This window comes from Lawsonibacter sp. LCP25S3_E2 (assembly GCF_052117285.1).
GTDB lineage: Bacteria > Bacillota > Clostridia > Oscillospirales > Oscillospiraceae > Lawsonibacter.
This window is the reverse complement of the sequence record NZ_JBQKJL010000002.1, coordinates 196,763-215,079: the sequence shown is the minus strand read 5'-3', so window position 1 is coordinate 215,079 and position 18,317 is coordinate 196,763. Positions and strand designations below refer to the sequence as shown.

The 18,317-nt window shown below is 60.4% G+C and carries 22 protein-coding genes and 1 riboswitch; of the genes, 9 read left to right on the top strand and 13 right to left on the bottom strand.

The window, feature by feature from the left end:
• Positions 1-95: 95 nt before the first annotated feature.
• Both purB and ACTQ3R_RS03230 read left to right on the top strand, forming a co-directional pair.
• Positions 96-1,532, top strand: coding sequence for an adenylosuccinate lyase (gene purB / locus ACTQ3R_RS03235; protein ID WP_441777959.1), 1,437 nt, complete (start codon positions 96-98; stop codon positions 1,530-1,532).
• An 18-nt stretch (positions 1,533-1,550) separates the two neighbouring features.
• Positions 1,551-2,846, top strand: a complete 1,296-nt coding sequence (locus ACTQ3R_RS03230; RefSeq protein WP_441777958.1) for an AI-2E family transporter — start codon at positions 1,551-1,553, stop codon at positions 2,844-2,846.
• Between the two features lie 29 nt (positions 2,847-2,875).
• Here the strand turns inward: ACTQ3R_RS03230 and ACTQ3R_RS03225 are convergent, their stop codons facing one another.
• Together ACTQ3R_RS03225 and ACTQ3R_RS03220 are read right to left on the bottom strand one after the other, a co-directional pair.
• On the bottom strand, positions 2,876-3,364 hold the full coding sequence (locus tag ACTQ3R_RS03225) for a pyridoxamine 5'-phosphate oxidase family protein (protein ID WP_441777957.1): 489 nt from the start codon (positions 3,362-3,364) through the stop codon (positions 2,876-2,878).
• Positions 3,365-3,366: 2 nt separating this feature from the next.
• Positions 3,367-3,894, bottom strand: coding sequence for a DUF4364 family protein (locus tag ACTQ3R_RS03220; protein WP_441777956.1), 528 nt, complete (start codon positions 3,892-3,894; stop codon positions 3,367-3,369).
• A gap of 185 nt (positions 3,895-4,079) precedes the next feature.
• Here ACTQ3R_RS03220 and ACTQ3R_RS03215 point away from each other — a divergent pair, with 185 nt between their 5' ends.
• Positions 4,080-4,925 (top strand): hypothetical protein, encoded by an 846-nt coding sequence (locus ACTQ3R_RS03215; RefSeq protein WP_441777955.1) that lies wholly within the window; start codon positions 4,080-4,082, stop codon positions 4,923-4,925.
• Positions 4,926-4,968: 43 nt separating this feature from the next.
• On the opposite strand, the gene cls is transcribed toward ACTQ3R_RS03215, so the two are convergent.
• Positions 4,969-6,501 (bottom strand): cardiolipin synthase, encoded by a 1,533-nt coding sequence (cls, locus tag ACTQ3R_RS03210; protein ID WP_441778053.1) that lies wholly within the window; start codon positions 6,499-6,501, stop codon positions 4,969-4,971.
• A gap of 25 nt (positions 6,502-6,526) precedes the next feature.
• On the bottom strand, positions 6,527-6,985 hold the full coding sequence (locus ACTQ3R_RS03205) for a YfcE family phosphodiesterase (RefSeq protein WP_441777954.1): 459 nt from the start codon (positions 6,983-6,985) through the stop codon (positions 6,527-6,529).
• A gap of 82 nt (positions 6,986-7,067) precedes the next feature.
• On the opposite strand from ACTQ3R_RS03205, the gene ACTQ3R_RS03200 reads away from it, so the two are divergent.
• Genes ACTQ3R_RS03200 through ACTQ3R_RS03190 form a run of 3 tightly spaced genes read left to right on the top strand, consistent with a single transcriptional unit; the run spans position 7,068 to position 8,118 of the window.
• Entirely contained in the window at positions 7,068-7,337 is a 270-nt protein-coding gene (locus tag ACTQ3R_RS03200; protein ID WP_441777953.1) for a hypothetical protein, read from the top strand.
• Between the two features lie 30 nt (positions 7,338-7,367).
• A complete protein-coding gene (locus ACTQ3R_RS03195; RefSeq protein WP_441777952.1) occupies positions 7,368-7,793 on the top strand; it encodes a hypothetical protein in 426 nt (141 codons plus the stop codon).
• Positions 7,786-8,118 carry a hypothetical protein gene (locus ACTQ3R_RS03190; RefSeq protein ID WP_441777951.1) on the top strand — a complete coding sequence of 111 codons (333 nt, stop codon included), beginning with the start codon at positions 7,786-7,788 and terminating at the stop codon, positions 8,116-8,118. The genes ACTQ3R_RS03195 and ACTQ3R_RS03190 overlap by 8 nt, the downstream gene beginning before the upstream one ends.
• Here the strand turns inward: ACTQ3R_RS03190 and ACTQ3R_RS03185 are convergent.
• From ACTQ3R_RS03185 to trpS, 4 genes are read right to left on the bottom strand one after another with little or no spacing between them, the layout of a single operon-like run.
• A complete protein-coding gene (locus ACTQ3R_RS03185) occupies positions 8,115-8,882 on the bottom strand; it encodes a hypothetical protein (protein WP_441777950.1) in 768 nt (255 codons plus the stop codon). The genes ACTQ3R_RS03190 and ACTQ3R_RS03185 overlap by 4 nt on opposite strands.
• A 31-nt stretch (positions 8,883-8,913) precedes the next feature.
• Positions 8,914-10,062, bottom strand: coding sequence for a non-hydrolyzing UDP-N-acetylglucosamine 2-epimerase (wecB, locus tag ACTQ3R_RS03180; protein ID WP_441777949.1), 1,149 nt, complete (start codon positions 10,060-10,062; stop codon positions 8,914-8,916).
• Positions 10,059-11,213 carry an MraY family glycosyltransferase gene (locus ACTQ3R_RS03175; RefSeq protein WP_441777948.1) on the bottom strand — a complete coding sequence of 385 codons (1,155 nt, stop codon included), beginning with the start codon at positions 11,211-11,213 and terminating at the stop codon, positions 10,059-10,061. Before ACTQ3R_RS03175 ends, wecB begins: the two co-directional genes overlap by 4 nt.
• A gap of 36 nt (positions 11,214-11,249) precedes the next feature.
• On the bottom strand, positions 11,250-12,248 hold the full coding sequence (trpS, locus tag ACTQ3R_RS03170; protein ID WP_441777947.1) for a tryptophan--tRNA ligase: 999 nt from the start codon (positions 12,246-12,248) through the stop codon (positions 11,250-11,252).
• Positions 12,249-12,416: 168 nt separating this feature from the next.
• Positions 12,417-12,614: riboswitch (cobalamin riboswitch) on the top strand.
• A 149-nt stretch (positions 12,615-12,763) separates the two neighbouring features.
• Here trpS and ACTQ3R_RS03165 point away from each other — a divergent pair.
• Genes ACTQ3R_RS03165 through ACTQ3R_RS03155 form a run of 3 tightly spaced genes read left to right on the top strand, consistent with a single transcriptional unit; the run spans position 12,764 to position 15,651 of the window.
• Positions 12,764-13,789 (top strand): ABC transporter substrate-binding protein, encoded by a 1,026-nt coding sequence (locus ACTQ3R_RS03165; protein WP_441777946.1) that lies wholly within the window; start codon positions 12,764-12,766, stop codon positions 13,787-13,789.
• Positions 13,790-13,800: 11 nt separating this feature from the next.
• Positions 13,801-14,877, top strand: coding sequence for a FecCD family ABC transporter permease (locus ACTQ3R_RS03160; protein WP_441777945.1), 1,077 nt, complete (start codon positions 13,801-13,803; stop codon positions 14,875-14,877).
• Positions 14,878-14,880: 3 nt separating this feature from the next.
• A complete protein-coding gene (locus tag ACTQ3R_RS03155; RefSeq protein WP_441777944.1) occupies positions 14,881-15,651 on the top strand; it encodes an ABC transporter ATP-binding protein in 771 nt (256 codons plus the stop codon).
• Between the two features lie 28 nt (positions 15,652-15,679).
• Here the strand turns inward: ACTQ3R_RS03155 and ACTQ3R_RS03150 are convergent, their stop codons facing one another.
• The 5 genes from ACTQ3R_RS03150 to ACTQ3R_RS03130 form a co-directional block, all read right to left on the bottom strand.
• Positions 15,680-16,045, bottom strand: a complete 366-nt coding sequence (locus tag ACTQ3R_RS03150; RefSeq protein ID WP_441777943.1) for a hypothetical protein — start codon at positions 16,043-16,045, stop codon at positions 15,680-15,682.
• A gap of 61 nt (positions 16,046-16,106) precedes the next feature.
• Complete coding sequence (locus ACTQ3R_RS03145) at positions 16,107-16,661, bottom strand: hypothetical protein (protein WP_441777942.1); 555 nt, start codon at positions 16,659-16,661, stop codon at positions 16,107-16,109.
• A gap of 3 nt (positions 16,662-16,664) precedes the next feature.
• Positions 16,665-16,880, bottom strand: a complete 216-nt coding sequence (locus tag ACTQ3R_RS03140; RefSeq protein WP_441777941.1) for a helix-turn-helix domain-containing protein — start codon at positions 16,878-16,880, stop codon at positions 16,665-16,667.
• Positions 16,881-16,893: 13 nt separating this feature from the next.
• Positions 16,894-17,478 carry a DUF2975 domain-containing protein gene (locus ACTQ3R_RS03135; protein WP_441777940.1) on the bottom strand — a complete coding sequence of 195 codons (585 nt, stop codon included), beginning with the start codon at positions 17,476-17,478 and terminating at the stop codon, positions 16,894-16,896.
• 162 nt (positions 17,479-17,640) lie between these two features.
• Entirely contained in the window at positions 17,641-18,297 is a 657-nt protein-coding gene (locus ACTQ3R_RS03130; RefSeq protein ID WP_441777939.1) for a YczE/YyaS/YitT family protein, read from the bottom strand.
• Positions 18,298-18,317 lie beyond the last annotated feature (20 nt).

Sequence of the window (18,317 nt, the reverse complement as noted above, 5' to 3'; positions counted from 1 at the left end):
AAAGGGAAACTGGTCTATAATGAAAACGGTAAACCCGCGCCCCCGAAGGGAAGGCGGGGAGAGAGATCAAATCGTCGAAAGAGAAGGTTGTGCCCATGTCAACAAACCGTTATGAAAGCCCCTTGTCCTCCCGCTACGCCAGCGACGAGATGCAGTATATTTTTTCCGCCGATAAGAAATTTTCCACCTGGCGGCGGCTGTGGGTCGCTCTGGCTCGGGGGGAGATGGAGCTTGGGCTCCCGGTGACCCAGGAACAGGTGGACGAGCTGGAGGCCCACATCACCGACATCGACTATGAGAAGGCCGCCCAGTGGGAGAAGAAGCTGCGCCACGACGTGATGGCCCATGTCCATACCTATGGGGAGCTGTGCCCCAAGGCTATGCCCATCATCCATCTGGGGGCTACCAGCTGTTATGTGGGGGACAACACCGATGTGATCCTTATGAAAGAGGCACTGGAGCTAGTTCGGGACAAAATTGTCCGGGTCCTTTCCCACATGGCCAAATTTGCCGATGAATACAAGGCCCTGCCCACCCTGGGGTTCACCCACTTCCAGGCCGCTCAGCTGGTCACCGTGGGCAAGCGGGCCACCTTGTGGATGAATGAATTGCTGATGGACCTGCAGGAGGTGGAGTACCGCCTTTCCACTTTGAAGCTGCTGGGCTCCAAGGGCACCACCGGCACCCAGGCCTCCTTCCTGGAGCTGTTTGAAGGGGACCATGAGAAGGTAAAGGCCCTGGAGGAAAAGATTGCAAAGGAAATGGGCTTTACAGCCTGTGTCCCGGTCAGCGGCCAGACTTATTCCCGGAAAATGGACTATAATGTCCTGTCCACCCTGTGCGGCATTGCCCAAAGTGCCAGCAAATTTGCCACCGACCTGCGCCTGCTGTGCCATTTGAAGGAAGTGGAGGAGCCCTTTGAAAAGAACCAGATCGGTTCTTCCGCCATGCCCTATAAGCGCAATCCCATGCGCTGTGAGCGTATCTGTGCCCTGGCCCGGTATGTGCTCGCCGACGCCATGAACCCCGCCATCACCGCGTCCACCCAGTGGTTTGAGCGTACCCTGGACGATTCGGCCAACAAGCGCCTGAGCGTTCCGGAAGCGTTTTTGGCGGTGGATGCCATTTTGAATATCTGGGCCAATGTGGCCGCCGGGCTGGTGGTCCATCCCAAGGTCATTGAGAAGCACATCCTGGAGGAGCTGCCCTTTATGGCCAGCGAAAACATTATGATGGATGCGGTGAAGCGGGGCGGGGACCGGCAGGCGCTCCACGAGCGCATCCGGGTGCTGTCCCAGCAGGCCGGTTACCAGGTGAAGGAGTTGGGCAAGCCCAACAACCTCATTGACCTGATGGCCGCTGACCCCGCCTTTGGCATGACAAAGGAGGAGCTCTCCGCCCATCTGGAGCCCAGCCGGTATATCGGCCGCTGCCCCCAGCAGGTGGAGGAGTTCTTAAAGCATGAAATTCAGCCTGTACTGGAGCGGTATGCCTGGGCTTTGGAGGGCCGGGATACAGAGCTGAATGTATAAGAGAGGGGAGAGAACGGGTTGCACAACCACCGAAAGAATCCATATGTGGCGGCAGGATTGACCGCCTTTGCGGTGATCGCGGGGGCGCTGCTGCTGTTTTTCTTCTTGTTCCATGCCAAGGAGGTACTTTCCTTTCTGGGAATGATAGGACAGATCCTGCGGCCCATCTTTATGGGAGCGGTGATCGCATTTCTGCTGCTGCCGGTCCACCGGAGGATTTTGTCCTTTTTACTTTCCATGACCCCGGATAAGCGGCTGGAGGACAAGAGAAGCCTGAAATTTCTCAACTTCCTGGCCATTCTGTTCAGCCTGCTGCTGGCCATCTTTGTCCTTTACATCCTGCTTGCCATGGTGATCCCCCAGGTGTGGCAGAGCATTGTGGACCTGGTCAACGCCATTCCCGGCTATATCGAGCAGGCCCAGGGGTGGCTCAGGACCTTCCTGGAGGATAATCCCGAGATCCAGGGGGCGGTGCTCTCGGGCTATGAATCTGCGGCCCTGTCCCTGGAACAGTGGCTCAACTCGGACATCCTGCCCAATCTCCAGTCGGTCAGCGCCACGCTGGACTGGATGCATAAGGAGGTTCTCCCCAACATCACGGGTGTGGTGTCCGGCGTGTCTGCCATTCTGCTTGCCACGCTGCTGCTGGTGAAGGACCTGCTCATTGCCATTATCGTTTCGGTGTATCTGCTGGCCATGAAGGACACCTTTTCCGCCCAGTCCAAAAAGATCGTCTACAGCGTGTTCCGCACCGATATTGCTGACCTGATCGTGGAGGAGACCCGCAACGCCTACCGGATCATGAGCGGCTTCATCAATGGCAAGATCGTAGACTCCCTGATTATCGGCATCATCTGCCTGGTGTGCTGCAACATCTTCAAATTCCCCTATCCGGCCCTGCTGGCCACCATCGTGGGTGTGACCAACGTGATCCCTTTCTTCGGGCCGTTTATCGGGGCCATTCCCTGCATTCTGCTGATTTTCATTATCGACCCCATTCAAAGCGTGTATTTTGCCCTATTTATTCTGGTGCTTCAGCAGTTTGACGGCAACATCCTGGGCCCGAAGATTCTGGGTGATTCCACGGGCCTGGCATCCTTCTGGGTGCTCTTTTCCATCTTGCTGTTCGGCGGCCTGTTTGGCTTTGGCGGGATGGTGCTGGGCGTACCGGTGTTTGCCATGTTCTACAGCGCGGTCAGCCGCCTGGTGCGCTATGGCCTGGGCAAGCGGAAGCTGCCTCAGAACACACAGGACTATCTGGGTAAAACAGGTCCGCTTAGGAAAGACCCCCTCCCAATGAAGGAAGAGGAATAAAAAAAGACCGCCCTCAGGGCGGCCTTTTTTTATTGGATCTTTGGGGCCTTCTCCTTGCCGGAGATATCCTCCATATCGATGCGCCAGACACCGGTGGCCTTCAGACTGCGGGCGATGGCCCGCTCAAACTGGTCAGCGTCCATGGCCTGGGGGGTGAGCTTCTCGCATAGAGCCCGGAGGGCCAGAATTTTCTCCGCGTCATCGGTGACCTCGTGGACTGTGCCGGTGACAATGGCGGACTGGAAATAGGTGGTGTACTCGTCGGGCTCCAGAAAGGCGGGGCGGTCGCCTCCCACAAAGGTGAGGCATACCTTGGGGCAGGCGCGCATAAGCTCCACCTTCCGCCCCTGGCGGGCGCAGTGGAAGTAAAGGGACCGGTCCACCCGCACCAGGGAAAGGGGCAGGCAGTAGGGGGTATCCTCGCCGGTGTTCAAAGCCAACACCCCGTGGCTGCACCGGTCTATGAGCTCCAGAGAAAACCCCTCGTCACGGGCGCGGTCCTTTCGTCTCATCTCCATGTTTACGCCTCCTCCTTCTTTTCCAGAAGCTTGGTCACCGCCAGATAGAACTTCCCAGGGTCGGCCCGGAAGACCTCGCCCCAGGCGTCGGCCTGGGCAGCGGTGGGGGAGAACAGCTCCAGATGGAGCAGAGGAGTCTCCAGGTCGTTGAGGGTCAAGTGGAGCGTGGCGGTCCCGTCGGGGTTGCCGGTGACCTTGGACTGGACCTGTGCCTCCCGGCGCAGGGCATCGTTCACCTTCACCAGGTTCTCGTCGCAGTGCAGACGCACCGAGTAGGGCAGGCTGCTCTCACAGATCTGGCTGTTGCGCCGGCCCTTGTCCGTGATGGAGTAGCGCCCGTCTTCCTTGGACAGCTGCCCTGTGGCCACCATGTGCTCCACTGCCTGGGTGAGGGAGAAGTAATCTACCCCCGCATCGCACAGTGCCAGTTCAAACAGCTGCAAAAAGGTGATGGGGCCGGCAGTCCGGTCCATGATGTAGAGGACCAGCAGCTTCAAATCCAGCTCGTCCTGGATAAATCCGATGGCCATCAGGCACACGCTCCTTTCACGCTTTCCATTCTCAAGCTACTATTATATCCAAAAAAAACAAAAAGGGCAAGCCCGGCCTGCCCAGTCGGGGCACCAAAATTCGCCTTGCACATAAGATGGAATGGAAGCAAACTCCAAATGGGCCTTTACCCGCCCATAACCATCCAAATTTAGGAGGGAACGATATGCCAGAAAAGGTCGTGCCCGGCCCCGTGTGCGATGAGCGCAATATCCGGGAGGCCGTGTGCATACACACGAAGAAAATCTTTGATTCCTGTAAGGATCGGGACTGTGTTGAGGATCTGCGGGTGTACCCCACCCGGTGCTCCCAGGAGGTCATTGACCGGGCCCAGTCCGTCAAGGCCAAATGTGCTGAGCTGCTGTACGCGTACATCGATGTGGAGCCTGTCACCTTTAACCGGGGCTTCTATACCGTGGATGTGCGGTTCTTCTACCGCATTACCGCCGATGCCTTTGTGGGTGCCGCCCGGCCGGTAGAGGTCTGCGGTCTGGCGGTGTTTGAAAAGCGTGCGGTGCTCTTCGGCAGCGATGGCGGCGCCAAGGTCTTCTCCTCTCAGGTAGGGGAGAACGGGGCTGAGATCCAGTGCCTGCCCCGGACCAGCGTGCCCACAGCGGTGGTAGAGGCGGTGGATCCGCTGATCCTCAACCTGAAGCTGGTGGACGTGTGCCACTGCCGCCCCTGCGACTGCTCCTGCACGGACATTCCCATGGGTGTGGCCGCCTGCTTCGGGGATGAGCTGATGATGAGCGGTGACCAGCACCGGCTCTTTGTCACCCTGGGCCAGTTCACCATCATCCGTATGGAACGGGATACCCAGCTTCTGATCCCCGCCTATGACTACTGCATTCCCACCAAGGATTGCAGCTGCACGGGCGGCTGTGACGATCCCTGCCAGGAGGACCCCTGCGAGATGTTCCGCAAGGTCCAGTTCCCGGTGGGCGAATTCTTCCCGCCCAGCAGCCAGACCGGCGGAAACAGTAACGGCAATAGCCAGCACTGCTGCCGCTAAGCAAAAAAGGCGCCGCCCCATGGGGCGGCGCCTTTTGGCTTAGTCACATCAGGGGAGCGAATACACGCAAAATGCTCCGGTACAGCTGGAGCAGGATGTTCAGGTGCTTAGCCCGGCGCAGGGAGATGGATTCGCAGACCTTTAAGGTCTCCTCAAAATCCTGGCGGATGTCCCGGATGCAGGGGGCTTCGCACAGCCACACGCCATCCTCAAAGTGGAGGAAGAGACTGCGGTAGTCCAGATTGACAGTGCCCACGGTGGCAAAGCGGTCATCCACCACAAAGTTCTTCGCGTGGATGAACCCAGGGGTGTACTCATAGATCTTCACACCTGCCTCCAGCAGGGGCGGGTAGTGGGCGCGGGTGACCTGAAAGACATATTGCTTGTCGGGAATGTGAGGGGTAATGAGGCGCACATCCACGCCGGACTTTGCGGCGTTGCACAGGGCGGTATTGGTGGCCACGTCAATCACCAGATAGGGAGTGGTGATGTAAATATACTTTTTGGCCTTGGCGATCATGTTGAGGTATACCGCCTGGCCCACCGCCTCGCTGTCCAGCGGCGTGTCGGTATAGGGCTGCACATAGCCCGTCCAGGGCCGCACCGGGGCGGCGGGAGGACGGAAACGGTCAAAGTCCTCATCCCAGGAGGCGATGTGGTCCCACATGGTGAGAAACATCACCGTCATGGACCAGACCGCGTCCCCCTCCAGGAGGATGGCACTGTCCTTCCAGTGGCCGAAGCGCTCCTTTACGTTGATATACTCATCGGCCAGATTGATCCCCCCGGTGAAGCCCACCTTCCCGTCGATGATCATCAGCTTTCGGTGGTCCCGGTTGTTCAGGCGCAGGGACATGACCGGAAGAAAGCGGTTGAACACCCGGCACTGGATGCCCTTGCGGGTGAGGATCTCATTATAGTCACGGGGCAGGGTAAACATGCAGCCCATGTCGTCATACATCACCCGGACCTCTACGCCCTGGGCGGCCTTGCGCTCCAAAATGGCAAGGATGCTGTCCCAGAAGACGCCGGGCTGGATGATAAAGTACTCCAGGAAGATATATTTCTCCGCCTTTTCCAGCTCCTCCAGCATACGGGGGAAGGCGGCATCTCCCAGGGGGAAATATTCCGTCTCTGTGTTGGTATAGGCGGGGCAGGCGGCCCGTCGCTCCAGAAAGCTGGCCTGGCCGGCGGCGTCTCCCCCCAAGGGGAGCAGGTCATCGGACTTGAAGTCATCCCGGAGGACCTGGGCGGTCTTTTTCAGCATGCCCTGCATACGGCGCCGGGTGCGCTTTGGCACCGCGCCTCCGCCTACCATCAGGAAGAACACTCCGCCAAACACGGGGAAGGGGAGGATCAGCAGCAGCCAGGCGATCTTGTACCCCGGCTCCATACGGCTGCCCACAATGGCCAGAGCGGCCAGGACGCTGATGGCGACGAGACACCAGTAGAAGGTTTCCGTATACTCGGAAAAGGTGACCACCATGACCAGCAATGTGGCGATCTGGGCCAGCAGGGACAGGCCCACAAAGACCGAGCGGTGGAACAGGATGTACAGCAGTTTTTTCAAGGGCAGTCACCTCCCGGCAAGAAAAAGAACATCAGGTTTGAGGATGGATGGAGCAGGAGATCCCCGCCTCATCCAGGGTAATGACCCCGTAGGAGGAGCGGCTGGAGCCGGGATTGAGCACCCACAGTCCATCCTCCAGCTGGCAGCACAGGGCCTGGTGGGTGTGTCCGAAGAGAAGAATATCGGCTCCCACGGCTCTTGCCTGGGCGTAGGCCCGGTCATAGCCGCTTTTCACGCCCCACAGGTGTCCGTGGGACAAAAGAATGGACTTGCCCCCCAGGGTAATCTGCTTGATGGCCTCCGCACTGGTCCACCCGTCGCAGTTGCCCGGCACCATGCAGATGGGCAGGGTGGGATAGACCATGGAGGCATACTCTGCATCCTCCATCAGGTCCCCAAGATGGATGACGTGGTCCGGCTTCTGGGTGTCGATGGCATGGTAGATGCCGGCCATGGAGCGGTGAGAGTCGGAAAGCACAAGAATTTTCAAAAGTGTCACCTCCGGATTTGGGGCGCATATACTGGAGTAAACCGATGGGGCGGCACAGCCGCCCTGGATGGGAGGAATTGCCATGAAAGAAACACAGGCTTCCGGGGCCATGGGCCCGGAGGAGATGCGGATAAACCAGCAGGCCATCGCTTCCCTGGCCGGAACGGAGGACGCCAAACGCCTGATGGAGCTGCTCCAGCGCCAGGGGGGACAGGTTCGCCAGGCGGCCCAGGCTGCCACCCAGGGAAATCCCCAGCAGCTCATGGAGATGATGGACCGGCTGATGAACTCCAAAGAGGGGGCGGATCTGGTGGAGCGGATCGGCGAGCAGGCAAAGAAGGCCGGACTATGAGCGCCGGCCCCGGAGGGAGGTGGGCAGGAAGTGGCGGAGTTTGATGAAAAACTGAATGCGATCCTGGGAAACCAGGAGGCCATGGCCCAGATCATGTCCCTGGCCCGCTCCCTGTCCGGGGACGGACCGGGGGAGGACCCGCAGCGAACAGAGGATGAAGAGGAACAGGAGATGGAGGGGGAGGAGGCGTATCATACCGCTGCGCCGGCCCAGCCGGACCTGTCATCCATGCTGGGACAGATTGACCCCGCCCTGCTGCGTACCGGCATGGAGGTCATCCGCCAGGTCCAGAGCACCGAGGACCGCAACGCCGCCCTGCTCCAGGCCCTGCGGCCCTTCCTGCGGGAGGAACGCCGGGGGCGGCTGGACCGGGCCATTCAAATTGCCCGGATGACCCGAATGATCCGGGCGGCCATCACCGCCCTGGGAGAAAGGGGGCAGGAGGAAGGTGTATAACCGTTACATACCCCAGGACAGCTGCAGCTGGGTCCCAACAGACCGGGAAAACGTCCGCCCTGCGTCCCGCCGGCAGGAGGGAGAGCGGGTCAAGCTGCCGCCCTTTTTGTCCGGGGAGGGGCTGTCTGCCCTGTTTTCCCACAAAGGCGGCGGAGGAGGGCTGACCAGGGCCCTGCGGGCCCTCCACCTGGAGGACATTGACACCGGGGACATTCTGCTGCTGCTCATCGTGCTCTATTTATTTGCCGAGGGCGACGACCTGGATTTGGTCATCGCCCTGGGATTGGTTCTCATTATGGGATTTGGGGAAGATCAGCAGCCTTAAGCGTCCCCTTCCAGGGTGTGAAGCACCGTGCCGTCGGGCAGCTCAAACTCTCCGTCGGTGGGGCAGGGGGACTGGGCGGGGGAGTAGGCGGTCATACGGTAGACCAGCACCCCGTCCTCTTCCGATTCGGCACAGACCAGCAGCCCGCTGTCTACGCTCACCCAGTAGCGCTGGACCACGGAGGAGTCGGGAAACTGGACCTGGGCATAGACACAGGGCAGATCTCCCTTTGTCACATAGCCTGCGTCGGTGATCCAGTCCTTCTCCAGCTCCACCACTGTCTCATAGGTGGGGATGTGCTGGCTGAGGTCAGAGGTAAATTCATCGGCTGGGGCGGTCTGATACTTGCTGGAGCCCTCGTACCAGTAGTAGAGGGTGCCATCCCCCGTCAAGTCGTGGCGGATGACTCCGGAGGGAAGGGCCTGGCGGCTGTGGGCCCAGCCTCCGTCCCGCCACACCTGGACCTGAACCGAGGAGGAACCCCCCTCCCAGAAGGTCTCTACCGTGAGCTCCTGGTAGTAGCTCTCCGGCCGTGCCAGGGTGGCTACCACGCTGCCCACGGTCTGGGGCGTGACCGACACCGATTGGTACTGGCCGGAGCCGGACAGGGAACCGGCGGAGGTGTCTGTACCGCTGCTGGAGGCAGGGAGGATGACCTCTGAGGTGCGCAGACCGAAGAGACTGCGGCCAAAGCTGGTAAACATGGCAAGGACAATGAGGACAATGATCGCTCCTACAATGATCTGCCGGTTTTTTTGTTCCACCCTTCACCCCCCTTTCCCATCTGTGGTTTTATTATGCCCCGAAGGGTTCTGGGGCAGTCTCCCGCAGGCCGAAGTGCCAGGCAATGGCGTCGGCGATGCGGCGGCAGGCCTGGCCGTCTCCGTAGGGGTTGACGGCGTGGGCCATTTTGTCATACTCGGCCTGGTTGGACAGAAGCTCCGAGGCCATGGAGAAGATGTCCTCCTCCTCCACACCGGCCAGGCGGACGGTGCCCGCGGCCACGGCCTCGGGCCGCTCGGTCTCTTTGCGCAGGACAAGCACCGGCTTGCCCAGGGCGGGGGCCTCCTCCTGAAGGCCGCCGGAGTCGGTCATCACCAGGTGGCACCGGGCCATCAGGTTGTGCATCTCGTCCACTGCCAGCGGGGCGATGAGGTGAATGCGGGGATGGCCGTCCAGATACTTGTGGGCCGCCTCCTGCACCACGGGGGAGAGGTGGACGGGATAGATGAGCTCCACCTGGGGGAAGGCATCGGCAATGCGGCGCAGGGCAGTCATGATGTTGGTCATGGGTTGGCCGTAGTTTTCCCGGCGGTGGCAGGTGACCAGGATGACCTTTCGGTTGACATAATCAATTTGATTCAACGCATCTTCTGCAAAGGTAAAATCCTTTACAACAGTTGTCTGCAAAGCGTCAATGACGGTATTGCCCGTGAGGAACACCCCTTTGGTGATGTTCTCGCGGGCCAGATTGTCCCGGTTGGCCACGGTGGGGCAGAAGTGGAGGTCGGCAATGGCACCCACCATCTTCCGGTTCATCTCCTCGGGGAAGGGGGACCACTTGTCATAGGTGCGCAGGCCCGCCTCTACATGCCCTACGGCGGTGTGGGAATAGAAGGCGGCCAGAGCCCCGGCGAAGGTGGTGGAGGTGTCCCCGTGGACCAGCACCAGGTCGGGCTTGGCCTCATGGAGGACCTCCTCCACGCCCAGCAGGCACTTGGAGGTGATGGCGGAGAGGGTCTGCCGGGGCTGCATGATGTTGAGGTCATAGTCAGGCTTGAGCTTGAAGATATTCAGCACGCTGTCCAGCATCTCCCGGTGCTGGGCAGTGACGCAGCACAGGGCCTCAAACTCCGGACGGCTGGCCAGTTCCAGGGCCAGAGGGGCCATTTTAATGGCCTCGGGCCGGGTGCCGAAGATAGTCATAACTTTGATCTTGTTCATTTGTCGGATTTGTCCTCCTCGCCAAAGAAGTTGTCATTGCCGGCGATCTGGGTGCCCCTGTGTTCCCTGCGGGTGGCGCTCCGGCTGTCCTTGCCGGAGGGGCCCTCGGGCCGGTTGTGATTCAGGAAGAGCATGGCGGCCACGCCCCCGGCGGCAAAGAGAGCGGCCAGGAAGAACATGGCCTTCACCACGCCGATGGTGGTGAGCACTACGGCGGAAAGGCCCAGAATAGCACTGATCACATAGAGGGTGGCCACCGCCTGCTTCTGAGAAAAGCCCATGTCAATCAGCCGGTGGTGGATGTGGCCCCGGTCGGGGGTCATGGGGGACTGGCCCTTGGCCAGGCGGCGGATGATGGCAAAGGTGGTGTCGAAAATGGGCAGGCCCAGCATGAGGAAGGGGACGGCGAAGGAGATGATGGCGTAGAATTTAAACAGCCCCTGAATGGACACCACCGCCAGGATAAAGCCCAGGAAGGTAGAGCCCGTGTCTCCCATGAAGATCTTAGCCGGGTTCAGGTTATAGGGGAGAAAGCCGATGCAGCCGCCTGCCAGGGCGGCGGTGAGCACGGCGGTCTCCGGCTCGGAGACGATGAGGGCGATGACCAGCAGGGTCATGGAGCTGATGGTGGATACGCCGCAGGCCAGGCCGTCCAGGCCGTCGATGAGGTTGACGGCGTTGGTGATGCCCACGACCCAGAACACGGAAATGGGGATGGAGAGAATACCTAAGTTCCAGAAGGGGTCGGAGCTGAAGACATTGGGGTTGGACAAGACCAGGATCTTGTTGCCCGCCAGCACGGCAATAAGGGCCGCGCCGATCTGAACCAGGAACTTGGGCACGGCGGGCAGGGCGTAGATGTCGTCAAAAATGCCCAGGATGACGATGATGACCCCGCCCAGGAGCATCCCCCGCATCTGGGGGGTGAGGGGCAGGAAGATGAGCACGCTGAGCATAAAGCCGAAGAAAATGGCCAGGCCACCCATCCGGGGGATGGGGTGGTCGTGCATTCTCCGGCTGTCCTTGGGCACATCGACCGCACCCACCCGAAAGGCCAGGGAACGCACTACCGGGGTAGTGAGCAGGGCCACCAGGGCGGAACACAGCAGGGCGGCGGCAGCCATGCCGATGACAGGAAGCTGAATGGTCATAGCGATTTCCTCTTTTGTCAGAATAGTCGCCCGGACTTAGCGGGCCACAAAGCCGATCTTCTTATACACCTTGCGCAGGGTCTTATTGGCCACATAGGATGCCTTCTGGGCGCCCTGGGTGTAGACCTGCTCCAGATAGGCCTTGTCGGCCAGAATGCGCTGGGCCTCCTCCCGGATGGGGCGCAGGGTCTCCACCACGGCGTCGCCCACGGCGGGCTTGAACTTGCCGTAGCCCTGGCCGTCAAATTCCTGCTCGATCTCCTCAAAGCTCTTGCCGGTGACGGCGGAGTAGATGTTCATCAGGTTGGCCACGCCGGGCTTGTTCTGGGGGTCATAGCGCACACAGCGCTCAGTGTCGCTGTCGGTGATGGCCCGCTTGAATTTGCGCTGGATATCCTCGGGCTTCTCCAGAAGGAAGACGCAGCCCTCGGGGATGGACTTGGACATTTTGGAGTCGGGGGTGGTCAGGCCCATGATCCGGGCGCCGGCCTTGGGGATGTAAGGCTCGGGCATTTTGAACACGTCGCCGTAGATGCCGTTGAAGCGCTGGACAATGTTTCGGGTGAGCTCCACGTGCTGCTTCTGATCCTCGCCCACGGGGACGAAGTCGGGCTGATAGAGGAGAATGTCCGCGGCCATGAGGGAGGGGTAGGTGAACAGGCCTCCGTTGATGTTGTCCTTGTGCTTGGCGGACTTGTCCTTAAACTGGGTCATGCGGGAGAGCTCCCCGAACATGGTGTAGCAGTTCAAAACCCATCCCAGCTCCGCGTGGGCGGGGACGTGGGACTGGATGAACAGGGTGTTCTTCTCCGGGTCCAGGCCGCAGGCGATGTACTGGGCCAGCTGCTCCAGGGTGCGCCGGCGCAGGTCGGCGGGGTTCTGACGCACGGTGATGGTGTGCATATCGGCCATGAAATAAAAACAGTCAAACTCCTCGGCCCTGGCCCCCCAGTTTTTGATGGCCCCCAGGTAGTTGCCCAGGTGCAGGTCGCCGCTGGGCTGGATGCCGGAAAGCATTACTTTTTTGTTTTCCATCGGTGTTGCTCCTTTGTTCCGGGTGTCCGGGCGGACGCCCATATAATATCACTATATTGTATCACTTCAAAGGGGAAATGGCAACAAAAACAGGAGCCTTTTTCTCCCGGCAGAGAAAACAAGTTTCCTTTGACATTTCCCCGGAAATCGGATATGCTGAAGGGGACAATTGAATCGATTTCCAGAGATTTTGCGCGCGGTGCGCGCAGGAAGCCGGGTGAGAATCCCGCACAGGAACGCTGCTGTATGGACGGAGCCGTTCCCCAGGGAAAACGGAGGTTTTCCAGCCACTGGACCAAAGGTCTGGGAAGGCGGGGGGCAGGTGTTGAGGGCCGAGTCAGAATATATCTCTGAAAATCATGTACGAACCGGATTTTTCCGGGGAAACTCTTCGGACTCAAGAGGTACAGGTGTTTGCATTGACGGGAAACCGCCAGTGCTTGTTTGCGCTGCAAAAAAGGCCTCTGAGTCCCCGGACTCAGGGGCTTTTTTATGCCCCGAAAAAGGAGGAACTTATGAACCACGTATGCAAACAGATCCTAAGTGCCGCCCTGGCCCTGGTCCTGCTGGCCGGCTGCGCCGCGCCCCAGACCCCTGCCGCCTCCCAGGCGGCCCAGTCCACGGCGGAAAGCACCCCTCAGGGGGATGGGCACTACCCGGTGACCATTACCAACTATAACTACGCCGGGGAAGAAGTCTCCTACACCTATACCCAGGCCCCCCAGCGGGTGGTGTGCATCTATCAGGGGTGCATTGAGACCATGATCGCCCTGGGGCTGGAGGACCACGTCATCGCCTCCTACGGCCTGGACAACCAGGTGAAGGACCAGTGGCAGGAGGGGTTTGCGCAGATGCACTATGATGAGAGCGTTTTCTCTCCCGACAAAGAGACCATGACCCTTCTGGAGCCCGATTTCATCTTCACCTGGCACTCCGCCTTCAGCGAAAAGAAGCTGGGGGACGTGGACGGCTGGAACCAGAAGGGGGTGGGCACTTACATGTCCCAGAACTCCGGGGCGGCGGCAGAGCGCACCATGGAGCACGAGTATGAGGACATTTTGAACATCGGGAAGATTTTCCACGTAGAGGACAAGGCCCAGGCCCTGGTGGACGAGATGTCGAAGGCCGTGGAGGAGACCCTGGCCGCGGCGGCAGGCCGGGAGGCGGTCACCGTGGCGGTGGTGGAGCCCCTGGACGGGGTGTTGAGCAATTACCACGCCAACACTCTGGCCGGGGACATGGTGCAAAAGCTGGGGGGTACCCTGGTAAAGCCCCAGGGCAATGAGATGGGCAAGGAGGAGCTGGTGGCCCTCAATCCGGAGGTCATCTTCGTGGTGTACATGGCCTACTCCGGGGATTCTCCGGAGCAGGTGATCGCCGCCCAGCTTTCCGCCATTACCCAGGACCCGGCCCTGGCCTCCCTGTCGGCGGTGCGCAATGGGCGGGTCTATCCCATTATGCTGGGGGACATGTACGCCAGCGGCCCCCGTACCCTGGACGGCATCCGGGCCTTTGCCGCCGGGCTTTATCCGGAAGCATGAGGAGGAACGCTGTGGCAAACAAACAAGGGGCAAGGGGCGCGGGGGTCTACCGGGCGGCTCTGCTGGCGCTGGCCCTGATCCTGCCTTTATCCCTCATGGGGGCGGTGTGCCTGGGGACGGTGGAGCTGCCCGTTTCCTCGGTCTATACGGTCATCCGCCATGAGCTTGCCCATCTGTTTCTGGGCACGCCTTTTCCCCCGGAGTGGGCCCCAGGGACAGCGGTACACGACGTGGTGTGGCTCATCCGCCTGCCCCGGCTGGTGCTGGCGGCGGCGGTGGGAGGCGGGCTGTCCCTGTGCGGGGTGGTCATGCAGGCGGTGGTCAAAAATCCCCTGGCCGACCCCTATGTGCTGGGGGTGTCCTCCGGGGCATCCCTGGGGGCCACCCTGGCCATCCTCCTGGGGACGGGGGCTATGCTGGGGGGCAACTTTGTGGGCCTTATGGCCTTCCTGGGGGCCTTCGGGGCCTCTCTGGCCGTGGTAGTTCTGGCCGGAGTGGGAGGGCGGGCAAGCTCGGTGCGGCTGCTGCTGTCCGGGGCAGCCCTGTCCGCGGTGTGCGCAGCGGTGTCCAATTTTCTCATCTACCTCGCGGACGCCGACCACGCTGCCGCCCAGGTGCTCCGCTGGACCATGGGCAGCTTTGGCTCCGCCAGCTGGCCGGGCAACGGGGTGATGTGTCTGGTGTGGGGAGGCGCCGCCCTGTTTTTCTGGAGCCAGAGCCGGAATTTGAACCTCATGCTCCTGGGGGACGAGACCGCCCTTACCCTGGGCACCGACCTGTACGGACTGCGGATCGTCTATCTGCTGATCTGTGCCCTGGTGGTGGGCTTTGGGGTCTATTACGCCGGGATCATCGGCTTTGTGGGGCTGGTGGTGCCCCATGTGCTGCGCCTGCTCTTCGGCAGCGACCACCGCAGGCTCATCCCCCTGTCCGCCCTGGGGGGCGGGGTATTTCTTCTGTGGGCGGATGTGCTGTGCCGCTCCATTCTGCCGGGCAATGAGATCCCCGTGGGCATTCTCACCGCTCTGCTGGGCGCACCGGTATTTCTCTGGCTTATGGCCAGAAAACCCTATGGATTTGGAGGCTGAGCCATGAAGCTGGAAGGAAAAAATCTGGAGGCCCTGCTGGGGGGAGCCCCCATTTTGAAGGGGGTGAGCCTACACGCGGAAGGCCGGGAGCTGGTGGGGGTCATCGGCCCCAACGGCAGCGGCAAGAGCACCCTTCTCAAGTGCCTCTACCGGGTGCTCCGGCCCAGCGGCGGGGCGGTGTGGCTGGATGGACAGGAGCTGGAGAACCTTCCACGGAAGCAGTCCGCCCGGAGCATGGCGGTGGTGGCCCAGCACAACGACCTCTCCTTTGAATTTACCGTTCAGGAGATGGTCCTTATGGGCCGCTCTCCCCACAAGCGCCTTCTGGAACGGGACAGCGGGGCGGACCTGGCCATTGCCGAAACAGCTCTGGCCCAGGTGGGATTGCTGGAGCTGGCCCAGCGGCCCTTTTCCTCCCTGTCCGGGGGAGAGCGCCAGCGGGTGATCCTGGCCCGTGCCCTGGCCCAGCAGGCCCCCATTCTCATTCTGGACGAGCCCAACAATCATCTGGACATCAAATTTCAGCTCCAGCTCATGGAGCTTCTCCGAGGCCTGCCCTGTACCGTGGTCGCCGCCCTTCACGACCTCAACCTGGCGTGTATGTATTGCGACCGGCTGTATGTGATGAAGGACGGCCGGGTGGCCGGGGAGGGGAGACCGGAGGAGGTGCTCACCCCCCAGCTCATCCGCCAGGTCTATGAGGTGGAGGCACGGGTGGAGCGAAACGGGGCAGGGGAGATGCAGATTTTCTACTGTGCCAATCGTCCGCGATAAAAAAGACGGCGGGGATGTCCCTGCCGTCTTATCTTTTGTCCTCCCGGACCAACACGCCGCCGTCCTCCCGAAGGGTGAGCAGCAGCCGCTTGCCTTCATAGGTTCCCCGGCACCGGGCCAGCAGGTCCCCATGTTCGCCCATCAGCTCCAGAGTAAAGGCCTGGGAACCGTCCTCCAGCTGAAAGCCGCAGCGGTCCCCCCGTTCCAGAAGCCCCACGTCCTGGGGGGCGCTGACCGATTCAGACTGGGTTTCCGTGGAGAGGGTGATGGTGTAGATGACCTGGGGGCTGTCGTTGCATACCACCACATCGGCATTCCCCACATCGGACAGGGCACATCCGGACAGGGCAAGGGCTGCCAGGACAGCGGAAAGAAAAATGGCAAGACGTCTCATAAGATTCCTTTCCAAGGACGTAAAAGCCCTTTTGTATCAAGTGATAGAAAGCAAAATTCCTTTATCGTTCCAGCGACCAGGGCTCCTCCGACCAGCCCAGGTATTCCCCCAGCAGGAAGGGGCCGTTGTAGCGGTAGTAGGAGTAGGAGGTCTCCATCCAGGTGAATTTCCGCATGACGATCTTCTCTCCCTGCCAGGTGCCCTCCTCCTCGGGGGCCCCGGTGAGGCCCAGGTAGAAGGTACCCACGGTGAGCACCGCCAGCACCGTCAGGGCACAGCCCACCTTCAGACAAAGGGGCACCCACGGTTTGGAAAAGTGCTTCCGGGCGTACCAGGCAATGGCCACAAGCAGGGCGATGGAGAGCAGGGCCCAGAGATAGACTGGGAGGCTGTGAAGCCAGTCCCTGAGATGAAACCCAAAGGCCTCCTCCGCTCGGGGCAGAAGGAGCACCAGGGCCAGAGCCGGGGCCCACAGGGCGAACAGCACCCCCAGCACCAGGCGGCAGCCCTTCTCCCGCACCAGGAGAAATACCCCCAGTCCAAAGGCTGGGATCCACAGGAACACGGACAAAAAACCGATCAAAACCAGATAGAGGGGCAGATAAAGAAGCGCCATAATTTACTCCTTTTCGTCAGGGACAAACTCCAGAATGTCCCCCGGCTGGCAGTCCAGGGCCTGGCAGATCGCTTCCAGGGTGGAGAAGCGGATGGCCCTGGCCTTGTTGTTTTTCAGGATGGACAGGTTGGCCATGGTGATGTCCACCTTCTGGGCCAGTTCCCCCAGAGACATCTTCCGTTTGGCCATCATCACGTCCAGATTGACCACAATTTTCATTCTGACGCCCTCCTTAGATGGTCAGGTCCTGGTCCTCTTTCAGCTCAGAGGCCTGGCGAAACAGGACGGACATCACCTGAAAGAGGAGCCCGGCCATGAAGAAGGCGGGAATGAACAGTGCGGTGTAGGTAAAAAGGGGAGCAGGCGTTCCGTCGGCCCACAGCCACAGCCCCAGACGCACCAGGGCCGCCCCGGCAATGATCCAGCAGCATACCGCCGCCCGGTGGAGGCAGCGTGCATTTGTCATTTGAAAAGGCTTTTGGGCCAGAATGGTATCCAGCACTTTTTTTGCCTGCCAAAGGATGACGGCGGTACAGATGCCGCACAGCCAAAGAAAGAGCGTGACCAGGCTCAGAATTTTGTCTGTCCATACTCCCCACAGGGCCTCGGACAGAAACTGCCACACGGACTCCAGCGCGGAGCCCCCCGACAGTCCAAACATGGCCCGGAACACCAGGAAAATCTGGTCGGTGCCTGCACCCACCGCACGGATCGCCAGCCCCGGCACCAGGGGCATGACCAGAAGGTTACAGACAAAGGCAATGAGCACCAGCGCCCGCAGCACCCTGGCCAGACGCTGTACGGAAGGTTGTTCCATGGGAAATTCCCCCTTTCAGTTGGCCCCATGCTATCACGGGAAAACTCGAATGTCAATATAAATTTATTGTTTTTCGATAAAATTAAGAAATGAAAAGAGGACGGCTGACAGCCGCCCTCCAGGGCTTATCTATAAGGCGAAATTGCTTTACAACGCCTGATTTTACACAGCAGGCTCCAGCAGCCCCGCCGCACGGCAGATCCGTTCCCGTGAGATGTGGTTGACCAGGGAGATGACCCGGCCCACGCCCACCATGGCCACCAGAGTGCCCAGGCCAATGCCCACCACATGACCTGCGGCGATCAATCCCAGCGTGCAGGTAGAGGCCACACAGCACACATCAAAGATATTTTTTGCCACGCCCTGCTCCCGGCCTGTCTTTTCCCCCAGTGCGGCCACAATGCCGTCTCCGGGGTTGGGGACCAGGCGCATGTTTACGGTGAACGCCGCCCCAATGCCGGTGCAGACGATGGCCAGCAGCAGCACCAGAAGATTTTTCCAAAGGGGCTCCTGGGCGGCTTGGTGGGGGATCAGGGCGGAGTAGAGGTTTAATACCCGGCTGAAAATAAGGCTCAAAGGGAGCTGCCCCAGGTCGTTGATGAGGTATTTGCCCCGGTGGAGGATCAGCTCGCCGATCACAAAGAGGGTGTAGAGGAGAAAGGTCATGTCGCCAAAGTTCAGGTGCCAGATCTCAGATACGGCATAGGACATGGAGATGATGGGGGAGACCCCCAGTCCGGACTTTGTGTTCAGGGTGAGGCCCAGGGCCAAAATCAGCATGCCGACGATGTAAATGATCCAGCGATTGAGGGTTTTCAAAAATGTTCGCGCTCCTTATG